This window comes from Acidaminococcus sp. (genome assembly GCF_050873445.1).
Classification (GTDB): domain Bacteria; phylum Bacillota; class Negativicutes; order Acidaminococcales; family Acidaminococcaceae; genus Acidaminococcus.
This window is the reverse complement of sequence record NZ_JBNMIU010000049.1, coordinates 1-16990: the sequence shown is the minus strand read 5'-3', so window position 1 is coordinate 16990 and position 16990 is coordinate 1. Positions and strand designations below refer to the sequence as shown.

17 protein-coding genes are annotated in these 16990 nt (G+C 52.4%); 2 read left to right on the top strand and 15 right to left on the bottom strand.

Translation table 11 applies throughout. The annotated features are described in order from the left end of the window. Window positions 1–135: 135 nt before the first annotated feature. The 7 genes from ACR0QW_RS08685 to ACR0QW_RS08655 all read right to left on the bottom strand — a co-directional run bounded on the left by ACR0QW_RS08685 (window position 136) and on the right by ACR0QW_RS08655 (window position 7713). On the bottom strand, window positions 136–1509 hold the full coding sequence (locus ACR0QW_RS08685) for an aminopeptidase (RefSeq protein WP_432643300.1): 1374 nt from the start codon (window positions 1507–1509) through the stop codon (window positions 136–138). A gap of 45 nt (window positions 1510–1554) precedes the next feature. After that, complete coding sequence (locus ACR0QW_RS08680; protein WP_432643299.1) at window positions 1555–2253, bottom strand: N-acetylmuramoyl-L-alanine amidase; 699 nt, start codon at window positions 2251–2253, stop codon at window positions 1555–1557. Window positions 2254–2279: 26 nt separating this feature from the next. Then, complete coding sequence (locus ACR0QW_RS08675) at window positions 2280–3383, bottom strand: glycoside hydrolase family 3 protein (protein ID WP_432643298.1); 1104 nt, start codon at window positions 3381–3383, stop codon at window positions 2280–2282. Window positions 3384–3444: 61 nt separating this feature from the next. Then, window positions 3445–4233: an enoyl-CoA hydratase-related protein gene (locus ACR0QW_RS08670; RefSeq protein WP_432643297.1), complete on the bottom strand. Its 789-nt coding sequence runs from the start codon at window positions 4231–4233 to the stop codon at window positions 3445–3447. Between the two features lie 19 nt (window positions 4234–4252). After that, window positions 4253–5110, bottom strand: a complete 858-nt coding sequence (locus tag ACR0QW_RS08665) for a 3-hydroxybutyryl-CoA dehydrogenase (RefSeq protein ID WP_432643296.1) — start codon at window positions 5108–5110, stop codon at window positions 4253–4255. A gap of 186 nt (window positions 5111–5296) precedes the next feature. After that, window positions 5297–6448 carry an acyl-CoA dehydrogenase gene (locus ACR0QW_RS08660; RefSeq protein ID WP_432643295.1) on the bottom strand — a complete coding sequence of 384 codons (1152 nt, stop codon included), beginning with the start codon at window positions 6446–6448 and terminating at the stop codon, window positions 5297–5299. Window positions 6449–6531: 83 nt separating this feature from the next. Next, on the bottom strand, window positions 6532–7713 hold the full coding sequence (locus ACR0QW_RS08655) for an acetyl-CoA C-acetyltransferase (RefSeq protein ID WP_432643294.1): 1182 nt from the start codon (window positions 7711–7713) through the stop codon (window positions 6532–6534). Window positions 7714–8061: 348 nt separating this feature from the next. Here ACR0QW_RS08655 and ACR0QW_RS08650 point away from each other — a divergent pair, with 348 nt between their 5' ends. Next, window positions 8062–8685 (top strand): LexA family protein, encoded by a 624-nt coding sequence (locus tag ACR0QW_RS08650; protein WP_432643293.1) that lies wholly within the window; start codon window positions 8062–8064, stop codon window positions 8683–8685. Window positions 8686–9337: 652 nt separating this feature from the next. Here the strand turns inward: ACR0QW_RS08650 and ACR0QW_RS08645 are convergent. Genes ACR0QW_RS08645 through ACR0QW_RS08625 form a run of 5 tightly spaced genes read right to left on the bottom strand, consistent with a single transcriptional unit; the run spans window position 9338 to window position 13604 of the window. Then, the gene (locus ACR0QW_RS08645) at window positions 9338–9739 is read right to left on the bottom strand and encodes a hypothetical protein (RefSeq protein WP_432643292.1); all 402 of its coding nucleotides are present in this window, start codon (window positions 9737–9739) and stop codon (window positions 9338–9340) included. A 12-nt stretch (window positions 9740–9751) separates the two neighbouring features. After that, window positions 9752–11278: a hypothetical protein gene (locus ACR0QW_RS08640; protein ID WP_432643291.1), complete on the bottom strand. Its 1527-nt coding sequence runs from the start codon at window positions 11276–11278 to the stop codon at window positions 9752–9754. Between the two features lie 51 nt (window positions 11279–11329). Further along, window positions 11330–11959, bottom strand: coding sequence for an endonuclease III (gene nth, locus ACR0QW_RS08635; protein WP_432643290.1), 630 nt, complete (start codon window positions 11957–11959; stop codon window positions 11330–11332). A 1-nt stretch (window position 11960) separates the two neighbouring features. After that, a complete protein-coding gene (locus ACR0QW_RS08630; protein WP_432643289.1) occupies window positions 11961–13322 on the bottom strand; it encodes a PFL family protein in 1362 nt (453 codons plus the stop codon). 12 nt (window positions 13323–13334) lie between these two features. After that, window positions 13335–13604, bottom strand: coding sequence for an ACT domain-containing protein (locus tag ACR0QW_RS08625; protein WP_432643288.1), 270 nt, complete (start codon window positions 13602–13604; stop codon window positions 13335–13337). Window positions 13605–13921: 317 nt separating this feature from the next. Between ACR0QW_RS08625 and ACR0QW_RS08620 the strand changes: the two genes are divergently transcribed. Further along, the gene (locus ACR0QW_RS08620; RefSeq protein ID WP_432643287.1) at window positions 13922–14797 is read left to right on the top strand and encodes a phosphoribosylaminoimidazolesuccinocarboxamide synthase; all 876 of its coding nucleotides are present in this window, start codon (window positions 13922–13924) and stop codon (window positions 14795–14797) included. A 268-nt stretch (window positions 14798–15065) separates the two neighbouring features. On the opposite strand, the gene ACR0QW_RS08615 is transcribed toward ACR0QW_RS08620, so the two are convergent. The 3 genes from ACR0QW_RS08615 to ACR0QW_RS08605 all read right to left on the bottom strand — a co-directional run bounded on the left by ACR0QW_RS08615 (window position 15066) and on the right by ACR0QW_RS08605 (window position 16835). Beyond that, window positions 15066–15569, bottom strand: a complete 504-nt coding sequence (locus tag ACR0QW_RS08615; RefSeq protein ID WP_432643286.1) for a phosphatase PAP2 family protein — start codon at window positions 15567–15569, stop codon at window positions 15066–15068. An 81-nt stretch (window positions 15570–15650) separates the two neighbouring features. After that, the gene (gene rpsO / locus ACR0QW_RS08610; protein WP_071142940.1) at window positions 15651–15917 is read right to left on the bottom strand and encodes a 30S ribosomal protein S15; all 267 of its coding nucleotides are present in this window, start codon (window positions 15915–15917) and stop codon (window positions 15651–15653) included. A gap of 123 nt (window positions 15918–16040) precedes the next feature. Beyond that, entirely contained in the window at window positions 16041–16835 is a 795-nt protein-coding gene (locus ACR0QW_RS08605) for an HD domain-containing protein (protein ID WP_432643285.1), read from the bottom strand. Window positions 16836–16990: the final 155 nt, after the last annotated feature.

Genomic DNA, 16990 nt, shown 5'->3' with positions numbered 1-16990 from the left:
GTCTTATTTTATATAAAACATAGGGGTCTTGTGAACAGGAAGTCCACAAGACCCCAACATTTATTATAGAACCAAAAAAGAGGGGTGTGAAGAAATGATTTCTCATTTCTTCACACCCCCTTTTTGCTGGGAAAATCATTTGCTTTCGAAGAAAGCCTTATAGGCTCTGTAAGTTTCATAGGCATCGGCCTTGCTCAGGAGATCGTAGGGAGAATGCATGCTCAGCATGGCAGTACCGCAGTCCACCACCTCGCATCCCCAGTCAGCCAGCATAAAGGCGATGGTGCCACCGCCGCCCTGGTCCACCTTGCCCAGTTCACCGATCTGCCAGGCTACTCCGGCCTCGTTGAAGATCTTCCGTACCTTCTGCATGAACTCGCTGTTGGCATCGTTGCTGCCGCCCTTGCCCCGGGCGCCGGTGTACTTGGTCAGGGCCACGCCATAACCCAGCAGGGCCGAATTGTCCTTTTCCGTCACTTCCGGGAACATGGGATCCATGCAGCTGTTCACATCCGCAGACAGCATCTCGCTGTTTTCCATGGTTTCATAGAAATCCAGCAGGGTGCCCCGGTTCTGCAGAGCCAGCAGTTTCATGACAAATTTCACGAAATAGGAAGACTGCATGCCCGTGTTACCATAGGAACCGATTTCCTCTTTGTCAGTGAACAGGGCTGCCTGGGTCTTTCTCCCCGGTTTGGCTTCCAGCAGGGCTTCCAGGTTGGCATAGGAACACACCCGGTCATCCTGGCCATAGGCGGCAATCAGAGAACGGTCGAAACCCACGTCCCGGCTTTTCAAAGCCGGAACCAGTTCCAGCTCGGCAGTGGTAAAGTCTTCCTCCTCCACCCCATAGGTATCCTTCAGCAGTTTCAGCAGGACTTCCCTGGCTTTTTCATCCCTGTCCTTATGGGTGCTGATCACAGCCTGGAGCTGCTCCCCAGTGATGCCTTCCGCCAGTGTCTTCTTCATCTGGTCCTGGGACATATGGATCAAAAGGTCCGTAATGTAGAACACCGGATCCTTTTCGTCCATGCCGATGTTCACTTCCAGCTGACGTCCGTCCCTGGTGTAGATCACGCCTACCAGAGCCAGAGGGATGCAGGGCCACTGGTACTTCTTGATGCCCCCGTAGTAATGGGTACGGAAGTATACGATACCATCCTGTTCGTGGACCGGATTGCCCTTCAGGTCCAGCCGGGGCGAGTCGATATGAGAACCCACGATTTTCAGGCCCTCATGTACCGGTTCTTCACCAATAACAGCCAGGATGCAGGCCTTGCCCTTCTGGTTCCAGTACACCTTGTCGCCGGGTTTCAGATCCTGACAGTCGTACAGAGGCTTGAATCCTGCCTTCTGTGCCTGGGCCAGGATTTCTTTCACCGCCAGCCGTTCGCTGCGGGCCTTGTCCAGGAAATGTTTATACGTTTCGCCATAGGTCATGACGGCCTGGCGTTCTTTTTCGCTCATCCGAGCCCAGGCGGACTCTTTGCGGCTGTATGTTTCTTCCATAATTGGTTCTCTCCTAATCCATGTATTTGATGCAGGTGCCGTCATTCACGGTTCCAGCACCACCACGCCACTCCCCTTCAGCAGCTCCTCCAGTCCCTGCATAAATCCGGGACCCGGATCGTGCTTGACAGAATGGTAGCCTTGTACCTGTTCCTTGTATAATCCTGTGCTTCGGGCTTTATCCTGCTGGTAATGGCCAAAGACCGTACGGATGGTGGGGAAATTCTGGTGCAAGTGACGGATCAGCCAGACATTGGCGAACAACTGGGCCTCTGTCAGGTCCTCCTTCCCTTCTTTTCCACCCACGTTCTCGATACCGATGGCACACCAGTTATACCCGATGGCGTGGGGATTCAGCCGGGTTTCCGGAGTCAGGCGATAGATGGTACCGTCACGGTCCACCAGAAAATGAGACGCCACCTGGGCCGTGCCTTTGGACGATGCTTCCCGATTGAACCAGTTCCAGGCGCTGGAAGCCCGGTTATCCGCCGTCCAGTGGATCACCACTGCCCGGGGCGTAATGGTACTGAAGGCCCAGCCATAGTGGATACGGGCATACTGCTCCGTCAGCTCCTTCCGCCTGGCATTCCACACAATGGGCTTATCCACAATCACAGAAGGGGCAGCCGCTTCATAGGCTGCATACTGCTGGGCCAGCGCAGCAGGCCGGGCCAAAGCACAGCCATTCCATACAGGGAATACCATTCCCAATGCCAGGGCAACAGCCAAGGATTTGTACTGCATTGAGCATCTCCTCCGTTCAACAGGATCTACAGTTCTCTCTTCGCTTCCAGTACCCGGTACAAGGCCTCTTCCACTCTTTTTTCCGGCAGCGTTCCGTCTTCGATGGCCTTTGTCAGACCCTGATGCACCTCCCGGATCCATTCCGGATTGTGGCAGATCATCACCAGGTCTGCACCGGCTTTCACCGCCTGCACTCCAGCCTGTTCCATGGTCACGTGTTTCGAAACAGCCCCCATGCCCAGATCATCGGTCATGACGATACCCCTGTACTGCAGCCTGTCCCGCAGCAGATCCGTCATGACAGCTTTGGAAAGCGACGCAGGGTTCTCCGCATCCAGAGCCGGATACCGCACATGGGTCACCATAACGGCAAACGTTTCCTGGGGGAACTGGTTCATGGCATCCTGGAAGGGTTTCACGTCCTCCTGCAGCAAAGTATCCCTGTCAGTGTCCACTGTCACTTCATCCACATGGGTATCCGCCTTTCCCTTCCCCAGCCCTGGAAAATGTTTCAGACAAGCCAGCAGATGGGCCTTCCGGTATCCGGCAAGAGCCCCTTCCACGAATCTGGATACGGCAGCCGCACTGCGGCTGTAGGATCGTTCATTGGCGCTGCCGATATCCGCCACCGGAGCCAGGTTCAAGTTGAAGCCCAGAGCTTTCAGCCTGCCGGCGGTCTTTTCCGCCCACTGCTGTGCCTGCTGGGGATCCCCGGTGCGCCCGATAGCAGCTTCACTGGGCGGAGGTTCCACAAAGCCCTTCATCCGGGCCACCTGCCCCCCTTCCTCGTCCACACCGATCAGCAGACGGTTCTCCCTGGACAGGCTCTGGAGTTTTCCGGTGAGCTGTTTCGTCTGCTCTGCCGAAACCAGATTGCTGTCAAAGAGGATGACGCCCCCATATTGATTTTCCTGCATTTCTTTGGTGAAGGCTTTCCCGGGTTCTGTGCCCTCCATCCCCACCAGCATCAGCTGGCCGGCTTTCTGGGCCGGGGTCATCGCCCGGATTTTCTCCAGGATGGGATCCTGGGGCGCTTTTTGGACTATTTTTTCCTGTTCCCGCATGGGCCGCAGCACAGTAACAGTACCCAGCAGGACAATCCCCAGCAGGCATAGGATCAATTTCTTCATACGGACTTCCTTTGATACAAAAAGGCTGCCGCACACATGTTGCGGCAGCCTTGAAAAGGTCTTACTTGTTCATGAATACCGGTTTCCGTTTTTCCAGGAAAGCCTTCATACCTTCCTTTTGGTCCAGTGTTGCGAAGCAGGTACCGAATACCTGGGCTTCGTAGTTCAGACCGGATTCCAGGTCCATGTTCAGCCCTCTGTTGATGGCATCCTTGGCACTGGCGATGGCAATGGGAGCTTTCTTCATGATCTTCCGGCAGACTTCTTCTGCGGCAGTGTACAGTTCTTCCGGTTTGCACACCCGGTTCACCAGCCCGATCCGATGTGCTTCTTCCGCATCAATCATAGCACCGGTGTAGATCATTTCCTTGGCATAGCCTTTGCCGATCAGCCGGGCCAGACGCTGAGATCCGCCGAAACCGGGGATAATCCCGTAGTTGACTTCCGGCTGGCCGAATTTGGCCGTCGTAGAAGCAAAGCGGAAATCACAGGCCATAGCCAATTCGCAGCCACCGCCCAAGGCGTAGCCGTTCACCGCAGCAATGACCACAAAAGGCAGTTCTTCAATGGTATCGAACACCTCATGGCCCAGATTGGAGAACGTACGGCCTTCCACAGCGGTCATAACGCTCATGGCTTTCAGGTCAGCACCGGCTACAAAAGCCTTTTCGCCGGCACCACGGATGATCACAGCCTTTACAGCCGGATCCGTGGCCAGTTTTCCAAAACAATCCTTCATTTCCAGCAACGTGGGCGTATCCAGCGCATTCAGGAATTTGGGACGGTTCACAGAAACAGTGGTCACCCCATCTTCTGCAACTTCTACCAACAGATTCTTATAATCATACATGGCAGACACCCGCTTTCAATTATTTGTTGTAATCGTAGAAGCCCTTACCGGTCTTGCGGCCCAGGTAGCCAGCTTCCACCATCTTTCTCAGCAGAGGAGCCGGACGATATTTGGGATCGCCAAAGCCTTTGTACAGTACTTCCATGATGGCCAGTACCGTATCGTTACCGATCAGGTCGGACAGAGCCAGAGGCCCCATGGGATGGTTGAAACCCAGTTTGGCAACTGCATCGATGTCTTCCTTGCTGGCAACGCCTTCGCTCAGGGTGAAGATGGCTTCGTTGATCATGGGGATCACGATCCGGTTGCCAACGAACCCGGGAGCATCATGGACTTTGACAGGGTTCTTGTCCAGAGCTTTGGCCAGTTCATAGACTTTATTGAAAGTGTCTTCAGAAGTGCCCAGGCCTTTGGTCACTTCCACCAGCTTCATGACAGGAGCCGGGTTGAAGAAATGCATGCCGATGAATTTATCCGGACGGGAAGTACCGGCACCCAGCATGGTGATGGAAACAGAAGAGGTGTTGCTGGCGATGATAGCGTCTTTCGGCAGCTTTTCATCCAGTTCCTTGAAAATACTTTGTTTGATCTTGATGTTTTCGGTAGCAGCTTCGATGGCCAGATGCACATCGCAGGCTTCCGGAGTCAGATCCACAACGCCATGGATGCGGCTCATGGTAGCTTTCTTGTCGTCTTCAGTGATACGGCCCTTGGTTACACTGTGGTCCAGGGCTTTTTCAATCTTGGCAATGCCGCGGTCTACAAATTCTTGTTTGATATCTCTCAGGGTCACTTCCACCCCATGAGCAGCCATAACTTGTGCAATGCCGCTGCCCATTTGGCCAGCGCCGATAACCATAACTTTCTTCAGTTCCATGATAACGATCTCCTTTACCCTTCATTTCGGACGTACGCCCGAAGTTTATGAATCAGGCAGTACCCAAACTCCTTTGGGTCTGCCGGACTTTCAAAATGACAAGTTTTGAAGATTCCACAATTTGAAAAGCAAGGGCTGGCGATAAAACCAGCCCTTGGTCCGTCCTCTCACAGAAAGGGGATGGGATTATTTCTTTTTGTCTCTCAGCAGAGCACGAGAGGTTACGATACGCATAACCTGGTTGGTGCCTTCATAGATTTGGGTAATCTTGGCATTACGCATATACCGTTCAGCAGGATAGTCAACGGTGTAGCCATAGCCGCCGAAGATTTGTACAGCATCCGTGGTAACTTCCATGGCCACATCGGAAGCATAGCATTTAGCCATGGCAGCAGCTTCGGAGAAGGGTTTGCCAGCTTGTTTCAGCATAGCTGCGTTGTATACCAGATACCGGGCAGCTTCAATCTTGGTGGCCATGTCAGCCATCATGAATTGCAGAGCCTGGAATTTGGAAATCGGACGACCGAACTGTTCACGTTCTTTGGAGTATTTCACGGCAGCAGCCAGAGCGCCTTCAGCAATACCCAGAGCCTGAGCAGCTACGCCGATACGGCCGCCATCCAAGGTTTCCATAGCGATCTTGAAGCCTTCGCCTTCTTTGCCCAGCATGTTTTCTTTGGGGACTTCGCAGTCTTCGAAGATCAGTTCAGCAGTGATGGAAGTATGGCCGCCCATCTTGTCTTCCAGTTTGCCGAAGCGGAAACCAGGCATACCTTTTTCCACGATGAAAGCGGTGATGCCATGTACGCCCTGGCTCTTGTCGGTCATAGCGAAGATTACATAGGTATCAGCTTCTTTACCATTGGTGATGAAGATCTTGGAGCCGTTCAGGATGTATTTGTCACCCTTCAGGACAGCGGTGGTCTGTTGAGCGGAAGCATCAGTCCCGGCAGAAGGTTCAGTCAGGCCGAAAGCGCCCAGATGAGTCCCCTCGCAGATCGGAGTCAGGTATTTTTGTTTCTGTTCTTCCGTACCGAACATAGCGATAGGAGTTGCGCACAGAGAAACGTCTGCAGACAGGGTGATACCGGTACCATCATCGACTTTGGACAGTTCTTCCACAGCCAGGATGTAGCTCAGTACGTCCAGACCCATGCCGCCGTATTCTTCAGGGAAGCAAACGCCGCCGAAACCGGTTTCCAGCATCTTGTTGATCAGGTTGCGGTCGAAGGTGTGGTTCTTGTCTCTTTCTTCCACCGTAGGAGCCAGGAATTTTTCAGCAAAATCCTTGGCCATATCTTTAATCATTTGTTGGTCTTCAGTCAGATTGAAATCCATGGTCAATACCTCTCTTTTCCCTACTAGATTTTGGAAATATCAGAGGGAGCCCCGCGTTCAAGAAGCAGTGCTCCCTGAACAGCTTAGAGCATTTCGACGATAGCAGCCGTACCCATGCCACCACCGATGCACAGGGTAGCCAGGCCCCACTTCTTGTCTCTGTGTTTCAGAGCATACAGCAGGGTTACCAGGATACGGGCACCGGAGCAGCCAATGGGGTGACCCAGAGCAATGGCGCCGCCATTGACATTGGTCTTATTCCAATCCAGTCCCAGTTCTCTGCCTACTTCTACGGTCTGGGCAGCGAAAGCTTCGTTGGCTTCCACCAGATCCATGTCTTTAACTTCCTTGCCGGCCTTGGCCAGAGCCTTGCGGCTTGCAGGGATGGGCCCGATGCCCATGATGGCAGGATCCACACCAGCGGAAGCATAGGAAACGATCTTGGCCATCGGTTTGATGCCCAGTTCTTTGGCCTTGTCAGCACTCATGATGACCAGAGCAGCGCCGCCGTCGTTCAGGCCGGAAGCGTTACCAGCGGTAACGGTGCCGCCTTTTTTGAAGGCCGGACGCAGTTTGGCCAGGACTTCCATCGTAGTCCCTTCTCTGGGGAATTCATCGGTATCGAATACCTTTTCACCCTTTTTGGTTTTAATGGTAACAGGAACGATTTCTTCCTTGAAGGCACCGTTCTTGATAGCTTCGATGGCTCTGCTCTGGGAACGGGCAGCTACTTCGTCCTGGTCTTCCCGGGTAACGCCGAATTTTTCAGCTACGTTTTCAGAAGTGATGCCCATGTGATAATCATTGAATGCATCCCACAGACCATCACGGATCATCACGTCCACCATCTTCTGGTCGCCCATCTTCATGCCCCAGCGAGCTTTGCCAGGAACCGTGAACGGAGCGTTGGACATGCTTTCCATACCACCGGCTACAACGATGTCGTTGTCACCAGCCAGAATGGATTGAGCTGCCAGTTCCACACATTTCAGACCGGAACCGCAGACCTTATTTACCGTAAAAGCAGGCACTTCCACCGGCAGACCGGCAAAAATAGCAGCTTGTCTGGCAGGGTTCTGGCCCAGCCCGGCTTGCAGGACGTTGCCCATGATGACTTCATCCACCAGTTCAGGCTTTACATTGGCTCTCTTCAGAGCTTCTTTGATGACCACAGCACCCATTTGTTGAGCAGACAGGGGAGTCAGGCTGCCGCCGAACTTACCAATGGCCGTTCTTACAGCACTTGCAATTACTACTTCACGCATAACAAACCATCCCTTCTTGATTTGATTTGGAACAATGATATGTATCGATGAAATGACGGGTTGACGTAAGGGCTCGATCCGCCATCGCACTGATCGAAAAGAAAATCATGCAATCAGGCTTTACTTATAACAATGATTATACACTACTATCTACCAATTTTCAATCTTTTCATTTTTTACTAAAAACCGTGTTATATCAAGCCGCTGCCGAACTAGCATTTTTATTATACCGTTTGTTTCTTTCAAAGACACCGTTATGATACCACATCAAAATATGTTTTGTAAGACATTTTTTATTTATTTTTTTACTGATTATGATAAAATTAAGACATAGGAAAAGAGGTGAGGATGATGGAATTCGGCGAATGTTTGAGAAGGCTGAGACTTCAGAACAATATGACGTTGGATGATATTGCCAAATATTTGGGAGTTCAGCGACCAGCCATTTATAAGTACGAACACGGGTTAATCAAGAATCCCAGAAGGTCAACCATTCTAAAACTGGCAAAAATGTTTAACGTCAGTCCGGCGTATCTCCTTGGAATTGATGGCAGTAATGCCACACCGACACAAACCGCTGTTAAAATCCCTGTCTTAGGTACGGTAGTGGCAGGCATACCCATGGAAACCGTTGAAAACATTATCGGTTATGAGGAAGTTGCCCAGGCTATGGCAGCACAAGGAGAGCTCTTTGCCTTGCGTGTCGAGGAACATAGCATGGAGCCGCGGATATGTGAAGGTGATGTGGTGATAGTCCGGAAGCAGCCGGACGTGGAAAGTGGCGACATAGCCATAGTATTAGTTGGCGGGAGCCGTGCAACGGTGAAACGTGTGAAGAAGACGGAGGATGGCATTACACTGATTGCGAACAACGTAGACGTGTATGCCCCGCATTTTTATACCAATAGAGAGATTCGGGAACTTCCGGTACAGGTCATCGGGAAAGTTGTGGAGTTAAGGGGAAAGCTGTAAAAATGCGTATAAAATACTATGACCATCAAGAAGACCGATTGGTTACAAGCCATGTTTTTTTATTGCTTTGAGCGAACTCATCACCAGGAATCGTTGGTGCTTTTTCCGTATTGTGAAAATAGTCTAGTGTAATTGCTTTTCCCGTTTTCGGAATATAGTTGTATGCTTGATAAAATGTATTTGCGGCTTTGAAACTTTTAGATTGCCCATCATTCTTGACGTAACCGATCGCATCAAGTATACTTTTTGCAGAAGCCATCCTAGAAGAAGACGCTTTACCATTTTGGTGACCAGTGGTCGTTCTAGGGGCTTTTTGGGTTCTATTAATAAATATAGAGTTAGAGTTCTTGTGGACATCCTGTTCACAAGACCCCTATGTTTTATATAAAATAAGACATATTTTTCTGCTTCTGGTAAGGTAGCAGTGTCAAAAGCACTTGTCTTGCTAGGCATTAACCCTTCTCCTTTTCCAGTTTCGTTAGAAGGAGTCGGGCGCATAGCGCTGGTACTGGAACCAGTTTTTGGAGTTTGCCGCCCGTTAAAGACAAGTGCTTTTTTTCGCCCTTTTTCCATTTGCCCAGCGCTTTATGGGGTCATGGTAATGACACTATAAAATTCAAAGAAAGCCCTTAGTTTCCTGAAAATTGGCTGTTTACCAACCAGCGAAATAATTACGAAAAATCGTTACTACCAGGAATACACCCAGGCCGATCAGGGCAAACCCCAACAGGGTCGGCAGCAGGAAGATGATGCAGAAAACAATCAGGGCCAGTACCAGGACGGCGCGGCCGTTCATCTTCACCAGCTGCCAGATCCGGCTCCATTTGGCCTTTTGGGCCCGCCGCTCCTCCTGCCGGTGCAGATCCTCCTGGTCGTAGACTTTGTAATCTTCGGCGGAGCCCTGGGCAGTGTCTGTCTCGATGGTCACGCCGCTGAAGGAATCTCGTTCCTCTTCACTGAGCACCTGGGCTTCCACATCGTCATTCATGGTCCCGCAGCCGGGGCAGGCGTCCAGGTTGTCCGGATATTCCAATCCGCAATGCTTACAGATCATGGTGTCTTACTCCTACACAAATTTCGAAAACAGCATGAGAAAACCCATTTCATCCAGATACCGGGGGTCAGAAGGTTCCAGTTTCAGCTGGGTGCGGATCTCCATATAGGCCCGGCTCAGATCCCTGCTGGGGATGCCGAAGGTCTCCAGATAGAAAGGCTTCTTCTGGGCCGCCCGTTTCTCATTGATTTCCAGGAAATTCTCTACCAGCCCTGCCGCCCACACCTGGGGTTCGAAAGCGCCCACGAACGGCTCCTGTTCCAGGAAGTCCTGCCACATGTGACGGATCAGTTCCACATCGTAATCGCTGCGTCCGCTGATGGCAATGATTTCCTGCATCAGCTTTTCCACCAGGGTCAGCTTTTCCGGCAGGGGCCTGGGCAGGTATTTTTCCTGCTTTGTGGTATAGGGGAAGCTGCAGCCCGCCGGGTTCCGGCTGATCTGCCGCAGGATGGCCCGGCAAGTCAGTGATTCCCGTTCCAGGAATTCCGGCCAGTCCACCCCGGGCCGCTGCACATCATACCAGTCCCGGCACTGGGTCAATACTTCCAGCAGCCGTTTCCGGGCCAGGGGCTTCAGCACATGGAACTGCAGGCAGTTCATACCCATACTCCGGTTGTAAAATACATGCCCCATGTACACCCGGTCTTCCAGGGGCGCATCCCCCTCCAGGGGGAAGGCCAGGAAATAGGGTTCTCCGGTAAGGAAATCCCGGCACACGAACCGTTCTTCATCCACCATTTCCTCAATGGTGAAGAGGGAAAGGAAGCCCATGCACAGTTCATTCACCAGCTGGGGGTAGGCACTGCCCCCGTGCTGCCTGAAATATTCCAGAGGCGTAATATCTCCCTCGATGAGATGGTAATCGAACAGAAAATAATCCCAGTAGCCCCGCCAGAACTGATCCAGGCCATCGTCCTCCACTTCCAGGGTGCCCAGAGAATATTCATACAGGGTCACCGATCGCTCAAAATCCAGGTTGAATTCCTCTTTCTGGAAGAACTGGTGGATTTCCCGCATGAGCCCGTTCAGGGATTCCCCGGCATTCAAAAACACCCTTCCTTCAGAGGGCGGAGCACTTTTCCGCTCCCGTTCCTCCTCCCCGGGCAGGTAATCCCCGTTTCGGTCGATGATGGCCAGGGTGCCGTCATCCTTCAGCAGCTGCTCCTTGGCCAGATAGGGAGCCAGCGAACTTTCCAGCTTTCCCTGCTGCTTCAGGAACACAAAAAATGTACCGACCGCATCCAGAAAGTCCCGCACAGAATCATAGCTGATCTGGTAATCCACCACATTCCGGCCACACCAGGACACCATATCGATCACGTCATCCTCGGTCATCTCGTCCAGGGTCATTTCCGCATTCTCGATATAGATGCACAGCATCACCAGAAGTTCCCAGCGGTGCTGCAGTTCCTTGTCGCCAATGCCATGCCAGGCCAGATGCCGGAAGTAGGCTTCCATATCCGCCTGGGGAATCACCTGTTCCCAGCCTGCATCGTTCCGGTAAAAATCTTCTATTGCGTCATAAACATTCGCCACTATGGTTCACCTTGCTTCTTCCGAAAAGGCTGCCACTGCAACTCTTTCCTGTTACAGGATCCGGGAAGGACAGTCATCCACCACCGGGCAGGCGGCACATTCCGGTTTCCGTGCCTTGCAGCATTTGCGGCCGTGCCAGATGAACCAGTGATGGGCCTCCCCCCACTGTTTTTGGGGAATCAGCTTCATCAGGTCCTCCTCTACTGCCAGAGGAGTCTCACCGGTTGAAAGCCCCAGCCGGTGGGCCACCCGGAACACGTGGGTATCCACGGCAATGGCCGGCTGACCAAAGGCCACACTCAGCATCACATCCGCCGTTTTGCGCCCCACCCCGGGCAGACTCATCAGACTCTTCATATCCCTGGGCACTTCCGAATGGAACTCCTCCACCAGCTTGCGGCACAGACCCAGGATGTTCTTTGCCTTGGAGCGGAACAGGCCGCATTCCTTGATTTTCCCCTCCAGCTGTTCCTGGGTCAGACCACCCAGCTTCTCCGGAGTATTGAATCCCGGGAACAGCCGGTCTGTCACCTTGTTCACCCGTTCGTCCGTGCACTGGGCCGACAGTACCACTGCCACCAGCAGTTCAAAAGGCGAATGGTAGTGGAGGGCTGTCCCCTGCCCCTTATAGGTCTTTTCCAGGCCTTTAAGGACGGCCTGGATCCTTTCTTTCTCCCGCATCTCAGTTCGTCAGGCTCCGGATCGGTGCCGGGATCCGCCCGCCCCGGTTGATGAATCCATCTGGTTTGAACGGATTCACGGAAATGATGGGAGCATAACCCAGCAGACCGCCGAATTCCACTTTGTCGCCCACTTTCTTGCCGGGCACAGGGATCAGCCGGACAGCAGTGGTCTTGTTGTTGATCATGCCCACAGCCGCTTCATCGGCGATCACCGCAGAGATAGTGGCTGCCGTAGTATCGCCCGGTACTGCGATCATATCCAGCCCCACAGAGCAGACGCAGGTCATGGCTTCCAGTTTCTCGATCGTCAGAGAGCCCTTTTCTACGGCCGCAATCATGCCCGCATCCTCAGACACAGGGATGAAAGCACCGCTCAGGCCGCCTACGTAGCTGGACGCCATCAGGCCGCCCTTCTTCACCGCATCATTCAGCATGGCCAGTGCCGCCGTGGTACCCGGACAGCCGCAGGATTCCAGGCCGATTTCCTCCAGGATATGAGCCACGGAGTCGCCCACAGCCGGAGTAGGAGCCAGGGACAGATCGATGATGCCGAACTGGGTATGCAGCCGTTTGGCTGCTTCCTGGGCCACCAGCTGTCCCACACGGGTGATCTTGAAGGCTGTTTTCTTGATGGTCTCCGCCACCACGCCGATATCCTGTCCGCGGACTGCTTCGAGAGCATGCTTCACCACGCCGGGACCGGATACGCCCACGTTGATGACTGTTTCCGGTTCCGTAACGCCGTGGAAGGCCCCCGCCATGAACGGGTTGTCCTGTACAGGGTTGCAGAAAATCACCAGTTTGGCGCAGCCCAGGGCATCCTGGTCAGCAGTCAGACGGGCCGTTTCCTTCACCACTTCGCCCATTTCCTTCACCGCATCCATATTGATGCCCGCTTTCGTGGAGCCGATGGCCACAGAAGAGCAGACCAGATCCGTAGCAGCCAGGGCTTCGGGGATGGATTTGATCAAAGTCCGGTCCCCATGGGTATAGCCCTTTTCCACCAACGCGCTGAAGCCGCCGATAAAGTTCACGCCCACGGCCTTGGCCGCATCGTCCAGTGCCTTGGCCAGGGGTACGTAGTTATCCGTTCTGCAGGATTCGCCCACAATGGAGATGGGAGTCACAGAGATCCGTTTGTGGATGATGGGGACACCCAGTTCCGCTTCCAGTTCTTCCCCCACTTTCACCAGATCTTTGGCTTTCGTGGTAATCTTATCGTAAATTTTCTGTGCGCATACGTTCACATCCGGATTGGCACAGTCCCGCAGGCTGATGCCCATGGTGATGGTCCGCACATCCAGATTGTTCTGGGTGATCATCCGGGTGGTTTCCAATACATCCTTGATTTCGTAGAACATGGATCGTCCTCCTTAGATGCGGTGCATGGCAGTGAAGATTTCTTCACTCTGGACACGGATTTCCACGCCCAGATTCCTGCCCAGGGCTGCAGCCTTTTCCTTCAGGTCCTGTACGGATACTTTGGCATTATCCAGGTCCCCGATCAGGACCATATTGAAGAACCCGTTGTCGATATTCTGGTTGATATTCAGGATATTGACATTGTTCTCTGCCAGCAGGGTGCTGGCCTTGGCAATGATACCGACTTTGTCCACACCAACGATAGTCATAACGATACGCATAGAAAACATCCTTTCTGTTTGAGAGGTTCCAAGATTGTACTTGTACGGAGGTTTACGATTCATTATACGATAAAAAATCTTTCTCTTCAACGGACACTGAACATTCCACCGTTTTTTTACAAATTTCTTTTTCCAGCGGATGCTTTTCCTCCTTAGGGAAAACGGCTGATTTTCCATGGGACCCTGCCGTTTTTCCCCCTGTATCATTTGAAACAAACATTAAGAACTTTTTCTATAAAATTATTCGACTAAAATCCATTCCTGTGATATGATAAAGGCATGGAATTTTGATTGTCTATTTTCAAGGAGGATGGATCATGCAGGAATTCAAACCCGTTAAATCTGGGAAAGTACGTGAAATTTACGATCTGGGCGACAGCCTGATCATGGTGGCTTCCGACCGCATCTCTGCGTTCGACCACATTCTGAAAAACACCATTACGGACAAAGGTGCCGTCCTGACCCAAATGTCCAAATTCTGGTTCGACCTCACCAGAGACATCATCCCCAACCATATGATCAGTGTGGATCCGGCAGATATGCCTGAATTCTTCCGTACCCCGGAATTCGCCGGAAAGAGCATGAAATGCCGCAAGCTGCACATGATTCCCGTAGAATGCATCGTCCGCGGCTATATCACCGGCAGCGGCTGGGAATCCTACAAGGAAAACGGCACCGTCTGCGGCATCAAAATGCCGGAAGGCCTGAAAGAATGCCAGAAGCTGCCTGAACCGCTCTTCACCCCCAGCACCAAGGCTGACCTGGGCGACCACGATGAAAACATCACCGAAGCCCAGTGCGTGAATTACCTGGAAAAGAGATTCCCGGGCAAGGGTGCTGAATACACCAAAGCCATCAAAGACGCCACCATCGCCCTGTACAAGAAATGCGCCGATTACGCCTATAGCCGGGGCATCATCATCGCCGACACCAAATTCGAATTCGGTCTGGATGAAAAAGGCAATGTGGTCCTGGGCGACGAAATGCTGACTCCGGACAGTTCCCGTTTCTGGCCGCTGGAAGGCTATGAAGCCGGAAAGAGCCAGCCTTCCTATGACAAGCAGTTCGTCCGTGACTGGCTGAAAGCCAACTCGGACAGTGATTACCTGCTGCCCCAGGATGTCATCGACAAGACCATTGCCAAATACAAAGAAGCCTACGAAATGCTGACCGGTAAGAAGTTCGGTAAGTAAAAGGTAAAATTATTGGCTAATGACTGATGAGGGGATGTGAAAAAGCATTTTTTCACATCCCCTCATTTCTCGTTTTCATAAGGATCATTATTTCACAGCCCCTTTCAAACCCGACAAAAAAAGATTAACCGCCCCTCCAGCCAAGGTTTGCGGTTAATCTAACAAAAAAAACATTTGGGGCTGACCGTTGCCGGACAACACTTTTTTCTGTATTATACCAGATGGCTGCGGGAAAGCAAAGAGTACAGAGATGTCACCAGGGAGCCCTTCACCACCACAAAAAAATCCCTGAAAAAACGCCTGTGACAAACCCTGCCATCACATCAGTGGGATAATGGACGCCGGCCAGGACCCGGACTACGGCGCTCAGGAGGCTTACCAGGAGGAAAGCTGCGCCCAGAGGCGGGTGCAGATACAGGTACACCATGGCAATCACCGTGGAGGAAAATACGTGGCGGCTGGGCATGGATTCTCCATGCTTGTTCCGGGGAATCAGAGGTTCGATGGGCCAGGCCTCATAGGGCCGCAGCCGGTTGATTTTCCTGCGAAACACCGTCACGATCAGAAAAGACAGGGCCGGCACCCAGAAAGCCCGCTGCAGCAGCGGATCCAGCAGGGTATGGTGGCGCAAGTATAGTTCGATCAGGAGCAGCGGATAGGCAATGTACATCAGCACCACCAGTGTCCCGTTGGCAATCTTCAGGCCGGTGATGGCCCATGGACGCCCCCTGAAAGGGCGGGTCAGGCAGGCATAGCGTTGTTCATAATTCATATGGCAGGGAATTCTACTCCTTCTAAAGTGTTCAGAATCAAAAAAACTGCCGCAAATGCGGCAGTCTTTCCAGTTCTGCATTTATTTCCGCAGGCCCAGTCTTTCAACGATGCTTCTGTACCGTTCGATGTTTTTCTTCATCAGGTAGTTCAGCAGGCCACGGCGTTGACCAACCATTTTCAGCAGGCCACGGCGGGAATGATGATCTTTCTTGTTGTTTTTCAGATGTTCGGTCAGGTAGCTGATCCGTTCGGTCAGGATAGCGATTTGTACTTCCGGAGACCCGGTATCCTGTTCGTTGATGCGGTAAGTTTCAATCAGTTCTTTTTTTCTTGCAGGCGTTAACATAATTCTCTTCCTCCTTAGTCATTGAAGAGCCGATAGCTGGCGCTGGCGTCGGAGTGTCGCACAGCAACGCTATGGTTAAAATAAATTTGGTGCCGCTTCAGCACTCCAAAATTATAACATAGTTTACAGGAGAGCGCAAGGAACAAGTCCCTGCTCCGCCAGTTTCTCCTTACACTTCTCCCTGATCCGGGCCAGCTGTTTTTCACTTTCCGGCTTTTTGGCCCTGAAGTCCAAGAGTTGATTGTAATATCCCTGCGCCAGGACTTCCTCCAGGCTGGGCATAAAGGTCATGTCAAAGATCTGACACAGACAGCCTACGAAAAAGTCCAGGGCTGTGCGCTTTTTCCGGGTATGGACCAGTCTGCCTTCCAGAGCTTCCCGGAATACGGCCGGGCTCAGATCCTGTGCGCCCAGGTCATCCAGAGACACTTGCCACACAGTCTCCGGATGCTCCAAATACCCGGAGTACACCCGGAACAGATCGATTTTATCCGCATCCCGCAGCAGCTGGCAGAAGATCCGGCTGCGCCCTGTAACATCGGCTGGAATCTCGTAGGCGCTGTGGAACCGGATGGACAGCTCCAGCACCTCGTCATCGGTGGATGCGGGCACAAAATCCCGGATGTGTCCGTATTCAAACAGGTAAATTGCCCCAAACCGGGCATGATCCATGGATTGATAATCGATAAAGGTATGGTACCGACGGGCCTGTTCGAACCGGCCGATATCATGGAGCAGCCCCATGACCCAGGCCAGCTGGACATCGTGCCCATTCCACCCCAGTTTCGCAGCCAGTTTCTCACACAGCTGGCTTACGATGTGAGAATGAAGCTGTTTGCTGGTGATTCCGGGGACAGCCTTGTCGAACTGTTCCACATACCGGTCAAAGGCGGCCAGGATGGGTTCTTTCTGAAACATATTGGACACCTCTCCCATAATCAAAACTACCCGTATAACGGGTAGTTTGCTCTGCGGCTATAAGCCGCGTTACCTGCCTCGGCCTTAAGGCCCTAGATTTAAAGGCTACCAACCGCACTACATTTCCTGGCAGCCCCTCACTCGAGGGGCTTATT